General features: G+C 37.3%; 19 protein-coding genes. 12 read left to right on the plus strand and 7 right to left on the minus strand.

Annotated elements, in window-relative coordinates; translation table 11 throughout:
* The first annotated feature begins 44 nt into the window (after positions 1-44).
* Both nth and LCX93_RS09600 read left to right on the plus strand, forming a co-directional pair.
* Positions 45-686 (plus strand): endonuclease III, encoded by a 642-nt coding sequence (gene nth, locus LCX93_RS09595; protein WP_226066095.1) that lies wholly within the window; start codon positions 45-47, stop codon positions 684-686.
* Between the two features lie 37 nt (positions 687-723).
* Positions 724-975: a hypothetical protein gene (locus LCX93_RS09600; RefSeq protein ID WP_226066096.1), complete on the plus strand. Its 252-nt coding sequence runs from the start codon at positions 724-726 to the stop codon at positions 973-975.
* 3 nt (positions 976-978) lie between these two features.
* Here LCX93_RS09600 and cmoA read toward each other — a convergent pair whose 3' ends face one another.
* A complete protein-coding gene (cmoA, locus tag LCX93_RS09605) occupies positions 979-1689 on the minus strand; it encodes a carboxy-S-adenosyl-L-methionine synthase CmoA (RefSeq protein ID WP_226066097.1) in 711 nt (236 codons plus the stop codon).
* Between the two features lie 51 nt (positions 1690-1740).
* Here cmoA and LCX93_RS09610 point away from each other — a divergent pair, with 51 nt between their 5' ends.
* Positions 1741-2088 carry a hypothetical protein gene (locus tag LCX93_RS09610; protein ID WP_226066098.1) on the plus strand — a complete coding sequence of 116 codons (348 nt, stop codon included), beginning with the start codon at positions 1741-1743 and terminating at the stop codon, positions 2086-2088.
* Here the strand turns inward: LCX93_RS09610 and fbaA are convergent.
* On the minus strand, positions 2085-3164 hold the full coding sequence (fbaA, locus tag LCX93_RS09615; protein WP_226066099.1) for a class II fructose-bisphosphate aldolase: 1080 nt from the start codon (positions 3162-3164) through the stop codon (positions 2085-2087). The two genes, LCX93_RS09610 and fbaA, sit on opposite strands and share 4 nt — an antisense overlap.
* 94 nt (positions 3165-3258) lie before the next feature.
* On the opposite strand from fbaA, the gene LCX93_RS09620 reads away from it, so the two are divergent.
* From LCX93_RS09620 to LCX93_RS09655, 8 genes are all read left to right on the plus strand, one after another.
* Positions 3259-3894, plus strand: coding sequence for a hypothetical protein (locus LCX93_RS09620; RefSeq protein WP_193150339.1), 636 nt, complete (start codon positions 3259-3261; stop codon positions 3892-3894).
* Between the two features lie 27 nt (positions 3895-3921).
* Entirely contained in the window at positions 3922-4572 is a 651-nt protein-coding gene (locus LCX93_RS09625; RefSeq protein WP_226066100.1) for a hypothetical protein, read from the plus strand.
* A gap of 3 nt (positions 4573-4575) precedes the next feature.
* Positions 4576-6255: a flagellar assembly protein A gene (locus LCX93_RS09630; protein ID WP_226066101.1), complete on the plus strand. Its 1680-nt coding sequence runs from the start codon at positions 4576-4578 to the stop codon at positions 6253-6255.
* 200 nt (positions 6256-6455) lie between these two features.
* Positions 6456-6695, plus strand: a complete 240-nt coding sequence (locus tag LCX93_RS09635; protein WP_151899763.1) for a helix-turn-helix domain-containing protein — start codon at positions 6456-6458, stop codon at positions 6693-6695.
* A gap of 4 nt (positions 6696-6699) precedes the next feature.
* On the plus strand, positions 6700-6933 hold the full coding sequence (locus LCX93_RS09640) for a hypothetical protein (protein ID WP_226066102.1): 234 nt from the start codon (positions 6700-6702) through the stop codon (positions 6931-6933).
* 59 nt (positions 6934-6992) lie between these two features.
* Entirely contained in the window at positions 6993-7277 is a 285-nt protein-coding gene (locus tag LCX93_RS09645) for an HU family DNA-binding protein (RefSeq protein ID WP_151899761.1), read from the plus strand.
* A 132-nt stretch (positions 7278-7409) separates the two neighbouring features.
* Positions 7410-7796, plus strand: a complete 387-nt coding sequence (gene msrB / locus LCX93_RS09650) for a peptide-methionine (R)-S-oxide reductase MsrB (protein ID WP_226066103.1) — start codon at positions 7410-7412, stop codon at positions 7794-7796.
* An 11-nt stretch (positions 7797-7807) separates the two neighbouring features.
* On the plus strand, positions 7808-8353 hold the full coding sequence (locus LCX93_RS09655) for a peptidylprolyl isomerase (protein WP_226066104.1): 546 nt from the start codon (positions 7808-7810) through the stop codon (positions 8351-8353).
* Positions 8354-8358: 5 nt separating this feature from the next.
* Here the strand turns inward: LCX93_RS09655 and folP are convergent, their stop codons facing one another.
* From folP to LCX93_RS09680, 5 genes are read right to left on the minus strand one after another with little or no spacing between them, the layout of a single operon-like run.
* A complete protein-coding gene (folP, locus tag LCX93_RS09660) occupies positions 8359-9498 on the minus strand; it encodes a dihydropteroate synthase (RefSeq protein ID WP_226066105.1) in 1140 nt (379 codons plus the stop codon).
* Positions 9495-10115, minus strand: coding sequence for a DNA polymerase III subunit delta' (locus LCX93_RS09665; RefSeq protein ID WP_226066106.1), 621 nt, complete (start codon positions 10113-10115; stop codon positions 9495-9497). Before LCX93_RS09665 ends, folP begins: the two co-directional genes overlap by 4 nt.
* A complete protein-coding gene (locus LCX93_RS09670; protein WP_226066107.1) occupies positions 10102-10650 on the minus strand; it encodes a HobA family DNA replication regulator in 549 nt (182 codons plus the stop codon). The genes LCX93_RS09665 and LCX93_RS09670 overlap by 14 nt, the downstream gene beginning before the upstream one ends.
* An 8-nt stretch (positions 10651-10658) precedes the next feature.
* Complete coding sequence (locus LCX93_RS09675) at positions 10659-11870, minus strand: aspartate kinase (protein ID WP_226066108.1); 1212 nt, start codon at positions 11868-11870, stop codon at positions 10659-10661.
* On the minus strand, positions 11871-12341 hold the full coding sequence (locus tag LCX93_RS09680) for an RNA pyrophosphohydrolase (protein WP_226066109.1): 471 nt from the start codon (positions 12339-12341) through the stop codon (positions 11871-11873).
* 347 nt (positions 12342-12688) lie between these two features.
* On the opposite strand from LCX93_RS09680, the gene hemW reads away from it, so the two are divergent.
* Positions 12689-13744: a radical SAM family heme chaperone HemW gene (gene hemW, locus LCX93_RS09685; protein ID WP_226066110.1), complete on the plus strand. Its 1056-nt coding sequence runs from the start codon at positions 12689-12691 to the stop codon at positions 13742-13744.
* Positions 13745-13771: the final 27 nt, after the last annotated feature.

The raw sequence follows: 13771 nt of genomic DNA on the forward strand, positions 1-13771 counted from the left end.
AGTCATTGCTTTGATTATAACATATAAGTTGCTAAAATACATTTATGAAAAAAGCAACAAAAAAAGAGATAGAAGAAATAAAAAAAAGATTTATTGAACGCTACAGTGATGCGGTTACAGAACTGCATTACAAAAATGCTTATGAACTGGTCATTGCCGTAGCACTCTCGGCGCAATGTACCGACAAACGAGTCAACCTTATTACTCCTGCCCTGTTTCAAATGTATCCCACGCCTCAAGATTTGGCAGATGCTGATATAGAAGAGGTAAAAAAGCTTATTAACACCTGTTCTTTCTTTAACAACAAAGCAAAAAACCTTATAGCCATGGCAAAACGTGTAGTAGAAGTATATGACGGTGAAATCCCTATGAATGAAAAAGAGTTGCAGACGCTGGCGGGTGTGGGGCAAAAAACGGCTAATGTTGTCATGATAGAATACACCGGTGCGAATCTTATGGCAGTAGACACCCATGTTTTTCGTGTCGCACACAGACTGGGACTGAGTGATGACAAAACGGCCAAGGCAACAGAAGCCACTTTGGTAAAAAAATTTAAAACCGACTTACATGTACTCCATCAGGCAATGGTTCTGTTCGGAAGATACATCTGCACTGCCAAAAATCCAAAGTGTGAGAAGTGTTTTTTAACAGAATTTTGTAAAACAAAAGAGAGTTTTAAAGTTTAAATAGGTACTTAGGTACGAAAAATGCTTGCAAAGCATTATGATAAAAATATATTTACTGATACTCTTTACTCTGCTTTTTAACGGCTGTGTAAACAAACACGGAATTTCCGCAAAATATTACAGTGACTGTAAAGAGTACTACGATTTTCAGGGCTATTACCACAAAGAGTGCGGAGATGATGACATCATCACTTACGAAACAATGGACAAAGAGCTACAAAAAACTACAAAAAAAGTAAAAAGCCTTTTTGTCAAAGAGAAGCCGCCGGTAGAAAAAAACGTCTGGTAGTGCTCACTCTTTAACAGCTATAAAGGTGGCGAAGTTTGCCCATCGCAACAACACTTCGCAGTGAGAAAAACCTGCAATTAATGCCATTTTTATATTTTCTTCTTCACTGTAAGGCACCAGTACATTTTCCAAAGCTTCGCGTTTTTGCATGATTTCATACTCGGAATACCCCTGCTCTTTTTTAAAATCATAATAGCATTCAATCAACTCTTTATTAAGCTTCGGATGATGCGAAATGACTTTTTCGCTAAATATAAACACACCCTCTTTTTTGAGGGAAACGGCTATTTTTTTCACCAGCTCTTCACGAACAAGAGGACGAATAAACTGCAGTGTATAGTTACTGATAAAAACATCTGCCTCTTTATAATCATAACTCAGTATGTCTGCATTGCAAACTTCTATGTCGGCACCATACGCTTCACATTTTTTTCTTGCACGCGTAAGCATTGCTTCAGAATTGTCAAGGCCGACAAGCTCTGCCTTGTTTGAGAGCTTTCTGTGAATACTCAGCAGTGTTGATGCGGTTGAACAGCCAAGATCATAGACTCTGCCGTTTTCATTCAGATTTTTCAGTGCAAAAAACTCAGTAATTTTTTGAGCCTCTTTGTAAAAGGGAACACTGCGCTCAAGCATATCATCAAAGACTGCTGCCACTTCTTCATCAAATTCAAACTGTTTTTTTATCGGTTTTGTAAATACTTTATCATTCATAACTGGAATTTTATCAAAATAAGCCTATAATTGAGCAAAAAAAGGATATTGATGGAACTTTCACTCTCTTCTTGGATGATGATTGCTTTTTTACTCGGGCTTGGTCTGAGTGCGTGGAAAATGTATAAATTTATGCCGACAAAACAACTCAAAGATGATGATACAACCCCTCAGGCACAGACAGAATTAATGGATTTGATTTTAAAAATCATAAAAGGCAGTCACGGAGAACTTACAGAAAAAGAGTTGCATGAAATGGTCACAAAACACGAAGATTTTGACAAAGAGCATTTTTGGAGATTTAACGAGAACAAACTGAGACAGCTGTTGCATATACACTATACAAAAAATCCTGATACAAAAAGTATCAAGGATATTCACAAGAAACTACACTCTTAGTTTCTATCCATTGCATTCAAGTCTTTATAGGCTTGAATAACACGCTCAACCAGACCTTCCTGTCCGGCGCGCAGCCATTTTCTCGGATCGTAGTATTTTTTGTTTGGTTTGTCTTCACCTTCCGGATTTCCGATTTGACTCTGAAGATAATCATGATACTTTTCAATATACTGACGCACACCGTTCCATGTTGCCCACTGTGTATCTGTATCGATATTCATTTTTATGACACCATAGCTGATAGCTTCTTTAATTTCTGAAGGCAAAGAACCTGAACCACCATGAAACACAAAGTTCACAGGTTTTTCTTTTGTATGCAGTTTCTCTTGAATATATTTTTGTGAATTGTCTAGTATTTTAGGCGTCAACTGTACATTTCCCGGCTTGTAAACACCGTGCACATTTCCAAATGAAGCGGCTATGGTAAAGTTTGGAGAAATTTCACTCAACTCTTTATAGGCAAGAGCCACCTCTTCGGGTTGGGTATATAAAAGTGCATTGTCAATGTTTGTGTTGTCCACACCATCTTCTTCTCCGCCTGTACACCCAAGCTCTATTTCAATGCTCATACCGATTTTGTTCATTCTTTCAAAATACGCTTTACATGTACCGATGTTTTCATTTAAAGACTCTTCTGAGAGATCAAGCATATGGGAAGAAAACAGCGGTTTTCCCTGTGTTTTGTAATAACTCTCCCCTGCTTCAAGCAGAGCGTTAATCCACGGAAGCAGTTTTTTTGAAGCATGGTCAGTATGTAAAATCACGGCAACACCGTAAGCCTCCGCCATCATATGGGTATGAATTGCACCGGCCACCGCACCAATAATTGCAGCTTTTTCACCATCATTGCTTAAACCTTTACCTGCATAGTAGGAAGCGCCTCCGTTACTGAACTGTATAATCACAGGAGAGTTGGCTTTTGCAGCAGCTTCCAATACACCGTTGACAGAGTCAGTATTTACAACATTGACAGCAGGTATGGCAAAACCATTTTCTTTTGCATATTCATAGACTTTTAAAACATCATCACCAAAAAGGACCCCGGGTTTAACAATATCCAATACACCATTACTCATAATAATTCCCTAAAAAATTTAATTTTGCAATTATAATATATAGTTCATTTAAAAGAACTTTATGCTAAAATCATAGCTCTAAAGGATACTGAAAATGAGTAATGAAGCAGAAATCAATACTGACATTGTTTTAATAGATATCATTAATTTTTCAATGCTTACTATACAGCAGCAGTATGAAATCATCAATTTTTTGACACGCAGTTACAAAAAAATCATACAACGCCTGCTTGAAAGTGCAAAACTTCCTGTAGAAGAACTTGTTTTGGGTTATATCCCGACAGGAGACGGATTTTACTGCATACTCACACCAAAGTTCAGAGGCTACGGAACAATTTTAGGGCTGAGCTTTCATCATTTTTCGGAGCAGCTTTCAAAGAAATTTTCCTATTTTCATGGCTTGCGTATAGCAGTGCATACAGGCAAAATCAATAAATTTACAGACATTTTGGGGCATCAGAATTTTATAGGCACCGGACTTAATGACTGTGCCCGATACCTGGAAATCAAAGACTTCAGTATTTCAACAGTAATGATCTCTGATGAAGCATATTACAATTTTAAACGTTTCATTACTGTGCACAAAGAGTACAACCAACTCCTACAGGAAAGGGAATTTAAAAAGTCCACCCTCTTTGCTTTTAAGGACAAACATGGCAATGAAAAAAAAGGATACCGTGTATGGCTGAGAAAATCAGGTATAATTATTCCTCCAATTTATAAATTTTAACACCCGGTGTTTAAGAAAGGACAGTATATGAAACTTACACTCGATGAATATTCAAAAAAATTTAAAATGTCAAAAGAGATGATCAGTTCAAAACTCCGCAGCAAAAAGTTAAATTATATCGTTGAAGATGACACTGTTTACATAATTGTTCCTGATGAAGCCTCACCGCAACCGCAACAAAGACCTCAGCAAAACACTCCGCCTGCAAAACCACGGACAACTGTTGCCATGGTTTTATCATTGTACCAAAAAGAGAACCTGCAGCTCAAAGCAAAAATTGTCCAACTCGAAGAAAAAATAGACAAACTCATCAATGACAAAGAGCAGATGCTCCGTGATGAGATGAGTAAAATAGAAAAAGTTTATGCCACTAAAGACGAGCAGTTAAAGCAGGTTTTAGAACTGCTCAACACAAAACTGCTTGCCCAAAACAGCAACACGGTCCATGATGTCGAACCTTTGCCCCAAACACAAAAAGCCATAGAGGTGGAAAAAGAAAACCAAATTGTTGAGCTGAAAACCTATTTGAAAACACTTGATCTGGAGCCCTACCAGAGAAAAATCATCAAAAAAAGATTTTTAGCCGTATATGACAGTGATATCAGAGTCATTAAGCAAAACGGTAAACTGTACCTCGATTTTGCGAAGTATGATTACAGTGATTTGTTAGAGTATTAATGAATGCAAAAAAAAACAGAACACAAAATCATAACAACCCGTCATATCAAAGAAGCAATACAAACCTTTGCACAGGACAATTTTATTCTTCCCTCAGAGTGTGACTTTGTTATAAACAAAACACAAACATATATAAAAAGCAATACAAACGCTTCTTTTGAACTCTACAGCAAAGAGATACAGGAAAAATACAAAGATAAAGAAAAAATACTCAATGAGCATGTGAAATTTCATCAACTCTATACCATTACCCTTATGAAAAAAGAAAAAAAAGAGCTTGAACTTGAATATACTATAGATTTTTCAAAATTTTTCACACATCCTTTTTTGATACTGTCGCCGGATTCAAAAATTCCCTATAAATCACACCAGCCTGTTGAGTTGTTAAAAACACTCTTTAGAGAATGCAACAAAATCAAAGCATATCATAAAATACTTCTGAACATCTTTGATGAAGAGATGAAAAAAGCTCTGAAAATTTTAGTGAAATACATATATGCCGGCAAATTTGTCAAACGTGTCAAGATTCCTCTGTTTGAGGGAATAGAGCCTGTTCTCACACGTCCAGGTAAACTTATTTTTTGGTTTAAAGAAAAAGAATATACAGGTGAAGTTATCGAAGTCGAGGAAAACGAACTTCTTGTTGAGTATAAAAAGCCTGTATACGGACAAAACGGGCTCAATGCTTTTGGTGAATATCTAGACGCAAATTTTGCCAACAACATGGATGACCTGCAGGCAGATGTTGATGAAAAATCTATTGCAATACAGGAAAATGCAACATCAAAAAAATACATAAGCAAGATACGCGGATATGTCCATTATGACGGTAAAGAACTTCTTGTTGACAATCGCATAAAAGTCAGTGAAATCACAAAGCACAAAGATCTTGTAGAAGATCTCGAAGACAATAATATTGAAATAGTGGTGACGCAGCATGATACGGCAAGGGATACCATCAAAGAAGGGGTGACACTTGTTTCAGAGAGAATACATGTAAACGGTTTTGTGGGAGCAAAAAGCCGCCTTGAAGCGATAACCCTTGACATTGAGGGAGCTACCCACCAAGACTCACTCCAGTATGCGAAATATGCAACCATTAACAGGCATAAAGGTACATTACGATGCCATGAGGGGAAAATTTCTCTGCTTGAAGGTGGTGTGGTACACGCAACCACTGTAGAAATTGACTCTTCCATAGGGGGTGCTGTTTATGCCCAGGATGTTACCATCAAGCATGTGAAAAACAATTTAAAAGTTTACGCTTCAAATTCTATTACTGTCCGGCTTGTATCCGGTGAAGACAACCTCTTTAAAATAAACTACCGTGATGTCCCGGTAGTGCAAAGCAAACTGCAGTTTATAGACAAAGATATCAAGGAACTCAGATATAAATTAGAAGGAGCAAAAAGACACAGCTTAGGTAAAGTTGAAGAGTTGGAAAAAGAGATTACACGCCTTAAAAAAGAAAAAGAGGCAATCCACAACTCCTACAAAAATGCAAAAATTACTGTCAAAGAACCTTTCAAAGGTTTAAACAACATTGTCTTTACCATTGACAATGCGCATGAAATAGCCTACAAAACAGAGGCAAAATCTTATCCTCCTTTTTATCTTGAAATACAAGAAAACATCATCACCCTTCATCCTGTCGCAAAATCCATAGTTATCGAAGAAAAATAGTATTTTTTAATTTTCTTTGTCTATTCTTCAAAACTCTATACCTTTTTTATACGGAAAACCGTATGTAAAGTACATTAAACATATAATTATAATACATATAAAGCATATAGTACACATTATTAAATATTTATCATACGATAATCATCAATTTATATTATAAAAAATGTATATTTAAGTATTTATTCCGTATAATATTTTTTATGCAAATAAATGATTTATTTAACATCCTACATAACTCAATAGAGTCTCAATACAATGGGAAAAAGATTTCCCTTAAAGATATGGCTAAAAGTCTGGGGATTTCTATGCGTACATATCAGGACTGGAAACTGGGACGTGCCAAACCGCAGGCTGCGGCAACGGTTATAAAAATGTTAGGTAAATTAGATGATGATGAAATTATCAGGGCTGTAAGAAAAATCAACAGATTAGAGGAGTAGCGGAATGGGGATACTGACTAAAAATGAAAGAGATGGTCTTGAAGATGTGTTTTTATCAATACATACATCAACAAATAAATACAAAAAAATTAAAGATTTATCAGCTTTAATTATGACGCATGAAACGACTCTAAATTTCAAAAAGCTCTTAAAACAGGCTAAATATGGACTAAAAGAAACAAAAATTTCAGATTTTCTTCTTAAATTAACCAAAAAGAAGAAAAATTTAAGCAAATAAACTATAAAGTATCTGTAGCTGAATTATTTCAGGACAAATCTTAATCCAAGGGTAAATTTATGAATAAAGCACAATTCGTTGAGTTAGTACAAGAACACGGAAACTACAAAACTAAAGTGGAAGCTGAAAATGCAATTAAAGCTTTCACTGAAGCAGTAATCGAAGCCTTAGTAAAAGGGGAAGATGTTTCTCTTGTTGGTTTTGGTAGTTTTGCAGCAGTACTTCAAAAAGGTAAAACAGGCAAAGTTCCAGGTACAGACAAAACTTATACGACTCAAGATAAAATGGTTCCTAAGTTTAAAGCAGGTAAAGGTCTTAAAGACCGCGTTGCAGCTGGTAAATAACTATTTAATAGTATTGCTTGTAAGAAGCAGTACTATTCTTTCTTTTCCCCTATAATTTTTCAACAAACCCCTCCTTTTATACAAAATACAAAACAGACTTGCTATACTACGTAAAAAGCACAAGGAAATTCAATGAAAATAACAAAAAGTGAAGATGAATGGAAAAAAATTCTGAGTCCTGAAGCTTTTTCGGTATGCCGAAAAAATGGCACGGAAGCCCCTTTTTCCGGAAAATATTATGATAACAAAAGTGATGGCATTTACAAATGTATCTGTTGTGGCGCCCCGCTTTTTGAATCAAGTACAAAATTTGATTCAGGAACAGGCTGGCCAAGTTATTATGAAGCACTTGAAGGGGCTGTCACTGAAATAAAAGATATGTCACACGGTATGATTCGTACAGAAGTAAGATGCAGCAGTTGTGATGCTCATTTGGGGCATCTTTTTCCTGATGGTCCTGAGCCTACGGGACTGCGATACTGCATCAACTCTGTATGTTTAGATTTTGAAGAAGAATAAGGAGCTTTTTAATGAAACGCATTTTACTGGCACTGGTGTTACTCTATACGACGCTCTTGTTTTCAAGTGAAAACAATCCGCATGTTGTACTGCAAACAACACAGGGAAATATAGAACTTGAACTTTTTCCCGAAGCTGCACCTTTAGCCGTTGAAAACTTTCTCACCCATGTAAAAGAAGGCTATTACAATGGTATAGCATTTCACAGGATCATTCACAATTTTATGATTCAAGGCGGTGATCCGACTGAAAGCGGCAGAGGCGGTGAGAGCATCTGGCATAAAGAGTTTAAGGATGAATTCAAAGCAAATCTGGTTTTTGACAAACCCGGTATTTTAGCAATGGCAAACAGAGGCCCAAATACAAACGGCAGTCAGTTTTTTATTACAACGGCTCCAACGCCATGGCTCAATGGTGGCTATACAATTTTTGGAAAGGTTGCAGATCAAAAATCCATGCAAACTTTGCAAAAACTAAACAATGTCGCTACTTCAGGGCGTTCTGGCGGAGACAGACCGCTGGAACGTCAGGAAATAATCAAAGCATACATAAAATAGACACTTTATGTATGCAAGGCCTGCAACACTTTAAGGGCCTGAAGATGTTGGGCCACATCATGCACACGTAAAATTGAAGCACCGTTTTTAACGGCTTCAAGATGCAGTACCAATGTGCCTGGGAGCCTCTCTTCTACAGAAGAAGGTGAAATTTTATCTATCATGGATTTTCTGGAAGCTCCGACCAGCAATGGCTTGCCCAGTGTTAAAAAGTGCTCAAGGCTGCTCAAAAGTTTTATATTGTCTTCTACTCTTTTTCCAAAACCTATGCCTACATCAAGCACAATTTTTTTCACCCCAAAACTCTCAGCTTTTTCTACTCTTTTGGTAAAAAAATCATATACATCTTCTATGACATTTTCGTAATGGGGGTTTTTTTGCATCGTTTGGGGTGTTCCTCTCATATGCATGATTACCGCTGTTGCATTATAAGCCGCACAAAGCTTGCATACCTCATCGTTTTGTAAACCGGTTATGTCATTTACAATACTAAAACCGCTCTCCAGAGCCTTTTGTAAAACTTTTGGTTCATAACTGTCACAACTGAATTTTACCTTTTCATACAGTTTTTCTTCTTTTATAAGTCTCAAAAGCGGTTCTATTCTTGCCAACTCCTCTTCTACACTCACAAATGGAGCATTTGGACGAGAAGAAACGGCCCCGATATCTATTATATCTGCACCCTCTTCAATCATAGTCTCTATAGTTTGTATTGCTTCTTTTTCTTTGAGCCTGCTTTGTGCGTAGAAACTGTCGTCATTCGCATTTATAATACCCATAATTTCTACTGCATCCGGCTTGTGAACCTGTGCAGACTCTTTGAGTTTTTTTGCCAGCTCTTTAAGTCCAAAAGGCTGTGCCAACTCTTTTTTTGCCAAAGTTTTCAGCTGCTTTGTATTTGCAATGAGTATGCAGTCAACTTTTGGCCTGGCTGCGACAACTGTTCCCCGAGGAACAGCCAAATCAGCCCCGATTGAGAGAGCATCCTGTTTCAAAATATTGGCAGCCCCTACATGTAAATCATATATATGTAAAATATGCATTGTTGCTTTTGACGCCAAAATTGTAATACCGCCCGCATCAACACCAAGCTTTTGCAATGCCTCTTTTATATTTATCTCATTTGACAGTTTTTCTACTCTCATTGTCTCTCCTGAGCAAAACTCATAAGCAGCATTGCCAAAACACTTTGTGGACGTGAATTCAGGTCAAGCAGTCGATAGGCTTTGTCAAAATTATCCAGCTGTGATGGAGAGAGTATCAATTTCTCAACAACAGTAGAACGGTAAAAAAGAGCTTCAACCAAAGCTTTTGCTTCTGTTTTAGAGACTCTGGCATGTTGTTTTAAAAATGCAAAAACCTCTTTGTAGTCGAGTCGAGCCAGTGCAATATCCAACTCCATAACGCTGTGGTGGAGTTGGTTTTTTAAAATTGGCAGTCGTGAACGTACGGTAGGCAGCAAATTTGATTTTGTCGGGGAGATAATAATAAACTCTATATTTGTCGGCGGTTCTTCCAAAAGTTTTAGCAGAGAGTTTTGTGCCACATCAGTGAACTCAGAAGCTGCGATGATGATATACTTTGTCTGTGCTTCACTGATGTATGCTTCAGCCGTTACAAGTTTTGCATGTTCAATTTTAAAATTTTCTTCTATAAACTTTACAACTCTGAATCCCCGCAGTTCATTTTCAAGTTTTTCAGCAGCTTCCTCCACATCATTTGCAATGAGGATATGCCCTTTTATTGCATCAGGAGCTTGCATCAACCTCTCCAAACATTGCAGCATTCAACGAAGCATCAAAAAGTTTGTAAAGCTGTAACAGTTTGATATCCAAATCCGTGTCATAGGATTTGAGTGTAAACGCATTGTTAAAATCTTCATCAAAGATCCAAAAGTAACTCTCATCTTTTCTTTTGGCAATATCGCTGCGTTTATCATCTCCTTTGCCAATGTACCAAAAAAAGTAGTCGCCCTTAAAAGAGAGTGATATCATATCATCTATAATATCTATCATTTCACCACTGCCTACACTGTTGTAATACGTATAAATATTGTCAATACTGATGACAGGTATCATAGGGCGTTCAAGCAACACTCCGTTTAAAGAGCTCAAAATGTAATTTTCAAACCACTTTCTTTTTTCATCAGTAATTAAAATGATTGTTTTGCCATTGAGTATCTGCTCCAATGCGTATGCAGTTGTTTTGGACCATTCAAACCGGTGTTCTTCAAGCCAGCTGAGACTACCGCCCTTTTCTCTTATGGCATCCAGGCTCCATTGTGCAAAATCCGGCATGTAATTACTTATTTGTCTAACTCGTAAGTATTATGCAAAGAGCGAACTGCGAGTTCTGCATACTTTTCGTCTATTACCATGGATACTTTTATTTCTGATGTTGAAATCATATTGATATTGATATTTTCTTTTGCCATCGTCGAGAAGGCTTTGGCAGCAACACCGGCATGCGATTTCATACCAACACCCACTACAGAAACCTTACAGATATCTTCATTATAAGAGTCATCTTTGATTTCACCGCTTTGCACAAAGGTATCTACAACAGATTTTGCGTCATGTAAATCACTCACAGGTACAGTAAAGTCAATATTTGTTGTATCATCAACCGCCTTGTTCTGAATGATCATGTCCACATTGACCTCGGCATCTGCCAATGCATTAAAAATATCAGAAGCAATGCCCGGTCTGTCTTTGACACCCATCAAAGAGATGCGTGCCTGGTTTCTGTCTAACGCAATTCCGCTTACTAGTGGTTTTTCCATAATATTTTCTTCCTTTGTAATTAATGTTCCCTCATCATCGCAAAAACTGCTTCGTGTTACGAGATTGACATTGAGTTTTTTTGCCAGTTCAACAGAGCGGTTTTGCAATACTTTTGCGCCTAATGATGCAAGTTCAAGCATCTCTTCATAAGAGATTTTATCAAGTTTTTTTGCTTTTGGTTCAATTCGCGGATCTGTTGTAAAAATACCTGTCACATCCGTATAAATTTCACATAAGTCAGCCTCTAATGCCCCTGCAATGGCAACAGCTGAAAGGTCACTTCCTCCGCGTCCGAGTGTTGTGACATCTCCGTCTGTATTGACTCCCTGAAAACCGGCAACCACAACAACTTTGCCATTTTGCAACGCACTTTTCATAGCTTTGGGATCAATCTCTTCAATACGCGCTTTGGTATGCTGATTGTCGGTGACAATACCCGCTTTTCTCCCCGTCATTGCCACAGCATCGATTCCCATCTCCTGCAGTGCAATAGAAAGGAGTGCCGATGTCACTCTTTCACCTGAGCTCAACAGTATATCCATCTCAGCCCGAGCCGGATTTTTTGAAAAATGTTCGGCATAGCCGACAAGTTTGTTTGTTTCTCCGCTCATTGCCGAAACAACAACAACTACATCATGCCCGGCTTCTTTTGTTTTTGCCACACGATTCGCTACATTTTGTATGCGTTCCAAATCACCAACACTGGTCCCACCGAATTTTTGAACTATTAGCATTTACAACAGCCCCTCTCTTTTAAAATGATTTATAACTTTTTCATATACAGACTGCTTAAAATGCGGTGTAAAGTCTAAAACATCCTCTATTGCCACAAATTTATAGTTTATAAACTCGGGATGCTTTGTATCTAGGTTTATTTTGGCATCTTTTGCAAGTTTGAGTAAAAAATATTTTTGTGTCTGTCCCTTATACGGCTTCATTTTACTCGCAATTTTAGGAGGAAAATCATAAGAAATCCACTCTGGGTATTCTGCTATTATTTCAGCAGAGTCTGTCCCTATCTCTTCTTCCATTTCACGAAAAAGAGCCTCTTTGACCTCTTCGCCTTCATCAATGCCACCCTGTGGAAACTGCCAAATGTCAGTCAAATCATTTCTTTGTGCGATAAAAACATCTTTTTTTTGCGGATACTCACTTGAGACGATTATCATAGCAACATTGGGACGGTATATTTCTTCTTTACTCATATAAGCACCTGTAGTTAATTAGACTTCTTACATAACTCCTGTATGCCTCAGAGGATAAAGAAGTGGTAAGATTGTGCAAAATAAATTTTTATACCTAGCATTAGCTAAAAATAAAATATTGTTTTGTGCAAGATTGCTGCTTCTTTATCCTTCCACAGGACACTTTATAGAGAGCTTTACTCTGCGTTAGACAATCCCAACCGGAGCTATGGCTACGCTTGAGAACATCTGCCTTGATTAAAACTCTCTATAAAATGCTGAAACATATAGGAGTTATGCAAGAAGTCTATTATCGCGATTATACAGCAATAGCAATTAAAATAAGTTTATCCGGCTATAATTTCACTATGTTAGTTTATATTCATATTCCTTTTTGCGATTCTAAATGTTCTTACTGTGCTTTCAACTCTTATGTTGACAAGTTTCATCTCAAAGAGAACTACATGTATGCACTTAAAAAACAGCTGCAGTATGAATTGCAAAGATTTCAAGCAAAAAAAGAGACCATAGAGACTGTTTTTATAGGAGGTGGTACACCTTCAACCGTCGCCCCGCAGCTTTATGAAGAAATTTTTAACCTGCTAAATCCCTATCTTATGAAAAACGCAGAAATAACCAGTGAAGCAAATCCCAACTCTGCAACAAAAGAGTGGCTTGAGGGCATGTATAATCTCGGAGTTAATCGTATCAGCTTCGGAACACAAAGCTTTGACACAAAAAAACTTAAAATTTTAAACAGGGCACATACTCCACAAATGTCTGTAAATGCTGTTCACAATGCCTCTGCTGTTGGATTTGAAAACATCTCACTTGATTTGATTTATGCTACTCTGGGTGATACAAAAGAACTGCTTGCAAAGGATATTCAAACAGCTCTGTCACTGCCAATCAACCACATCAGTGCCTATGCCTTAATGATTGAAGAGGGAACTGCATTTGAAAATCGTCCCCAAATGTCAAATGAACAGCTTTCTCTTACAAAATGGCTCTTTAAAGAGATTCAAGACCATGGGTTTTTACAGTACGAAATAAGCAATTTTGGAACATATCAATCTCTTCATAATCTAGGCTACTGGCAATATAAAGACTATATCGGGGCCGGGGCCGGAGCTGTCGGCAAACTTGGACTTACAAGATTTTATCCCTTAACTGATATAGAAGCATATATCAGTGATCCCCTGTCAATCAGACAAGAGACGCTCACACAGGAAGACAAAAGACTTGAACAGATATTTTTAGGGTTGCGCTGTGTCATCGGAATAGATCAGGATATATTAAATACACAAGAGAGAGAAAAAGCGGAAATTCTGTTGCATGAACAGAAGATAAAGTTAAAAAACAATACTTTTTACAATGAAGACTATCTTTTGGCAGATGAAATTGCGCTCTTTTTAACCTCTTGAAGATTTTTTAATGATTCTTTGGATAAA

Origin of the sequence: Sulfurimonas sp. SWIR-19 (assembly GCF_020410885.1) — a bacterium.
In the GTDB taxonomy this organism is placed as follows: Bacteria; Campylobacterota; Campylobacteria; order Campylobacterales; family Sulfurimonadaceae; genus Sulfurimonas; species Sulfurimonas sediminis.

Coding starts and splice junctions, on each gene's coding strand:
- nth (WP_226066095.1), top strand. CDS start 45: ATGAAAAAAGCAACAAAAAAAGAGATAGAAGAAATAAAAAAAAGATTT.
- LCX93_RS09600 (WP_226066096.1), top strand. CDS start 724: ATGATAAAAATATATTTACTGATACTCTTTACTCTGCTTTTTAACGGC.
- cmoA (WP_226066097.1), bottom strand. CDS start 1,689: ATGAATGATAAAGTATTTACAAAACCGATAAAAAAACAGTTTGAATTT.
- LCX93_RS09610 (WP_226066098.1), top strand. CDS start 1,741: ATGGAACTTTCACTCTCTTCTTGGATGATGATTGCTTTTTTACTCGGG.
- fbaA (WP_226066099.1), bottom strand. CDS start 3,164: ATGAGTAATGGTGTATTGGATATTGTTAAACCCGGGGTCCTTTTTGGT.
- LCX93_RS09620 (WP_193150339.1), top strand. CDS start 3,259: ATGAGTAATGAAGCAGAAATCAATACTGACATTGTTTTAATAGATATC.
- LCX93_RS09625 (WP_226066100.1), top strand. CDS start 3,922: ATGAAACTTACACTCGATGAATATTCAAAAAAATTTAAAATGTCAAAA.
- LCX93_RS09630 (WP_226066101.1), top strand. CDS start 4,576: ATGCAAAAAAAAACAGAACACAAAATCATAACAACCCGTCATATCAAA.
- LCX93_RS09635 (WP_151899763.1), top strand. CDS start 6,456: ATGCAAATAAATGATTTATTTAACATCCTACATAACTCAATAGAGTCT.
- LCX93_RS09640 (WP_226066102.1), top strand. CDS start 6,700: ATGGGGATACTGACTAAAAATGAAAGAGATGGTCTTGAAGATGTGTTT.
- LCX93_RS09645 (WP_151899761.1), top strand. CDS start 6,993: ATGAATAAAGCACAATTCGTTGAGTTAGTACAAGAACACGGAAACTAC.
- msrB (WP_226066103.1), top strand. CDS start 7,410: ATGAAAATAACAAAAAGTGAAGATGAATGGAAAAAAATTCTGAGTCCT.
- LCX93_RS09655 (WP_226066104.1), top strand. CDS start 7,808: ATGAAACGCATTTTACTGGCACTGGTGTTACTCTATACGACGCTCTTG.
- folP (WP_226066105.1), bottom strand. CDS start 9,498: ATGAGAGTAGAAAAACTGTCAAATGAGATAAATATAAAAGAGGCATTG.
- LCX93_RS09665 (WP_226066106.1), bottom strand. CDS start 10,115: ATGCAAGCTCCTGATGCAATAAAAGGGCATATCCTCATTGCAAATGAT.
- LCX93_RS09670 (WP_226066107.1), bottom strand. CDS start 10,650: ATGCCGGATTTTGCACAATGGAGCCTGGATGCCATAAGAGAAAAGGGC.
- LCX93_RS09675 (WP_226066108.1), bottom strand. CDS start 11,870: ATGCTAATAGTTCAAAAATTCGGTGGGACCAGTGTTGGTGATTTGGAA.
- LCX93_RS09680 (WP_226066109.1), bottom strand. CDS start 12,341: ATGAGTAAAGAAGAAATATACCGTCCCAATGTTGCTATGATAATCGTC.
- hemW (WP_226066110.1), top strand. CDS start 12,689: ATGTTAGTTTATATTCATATTCCTTTTTGCGATTCTAAATGTTCTTAC.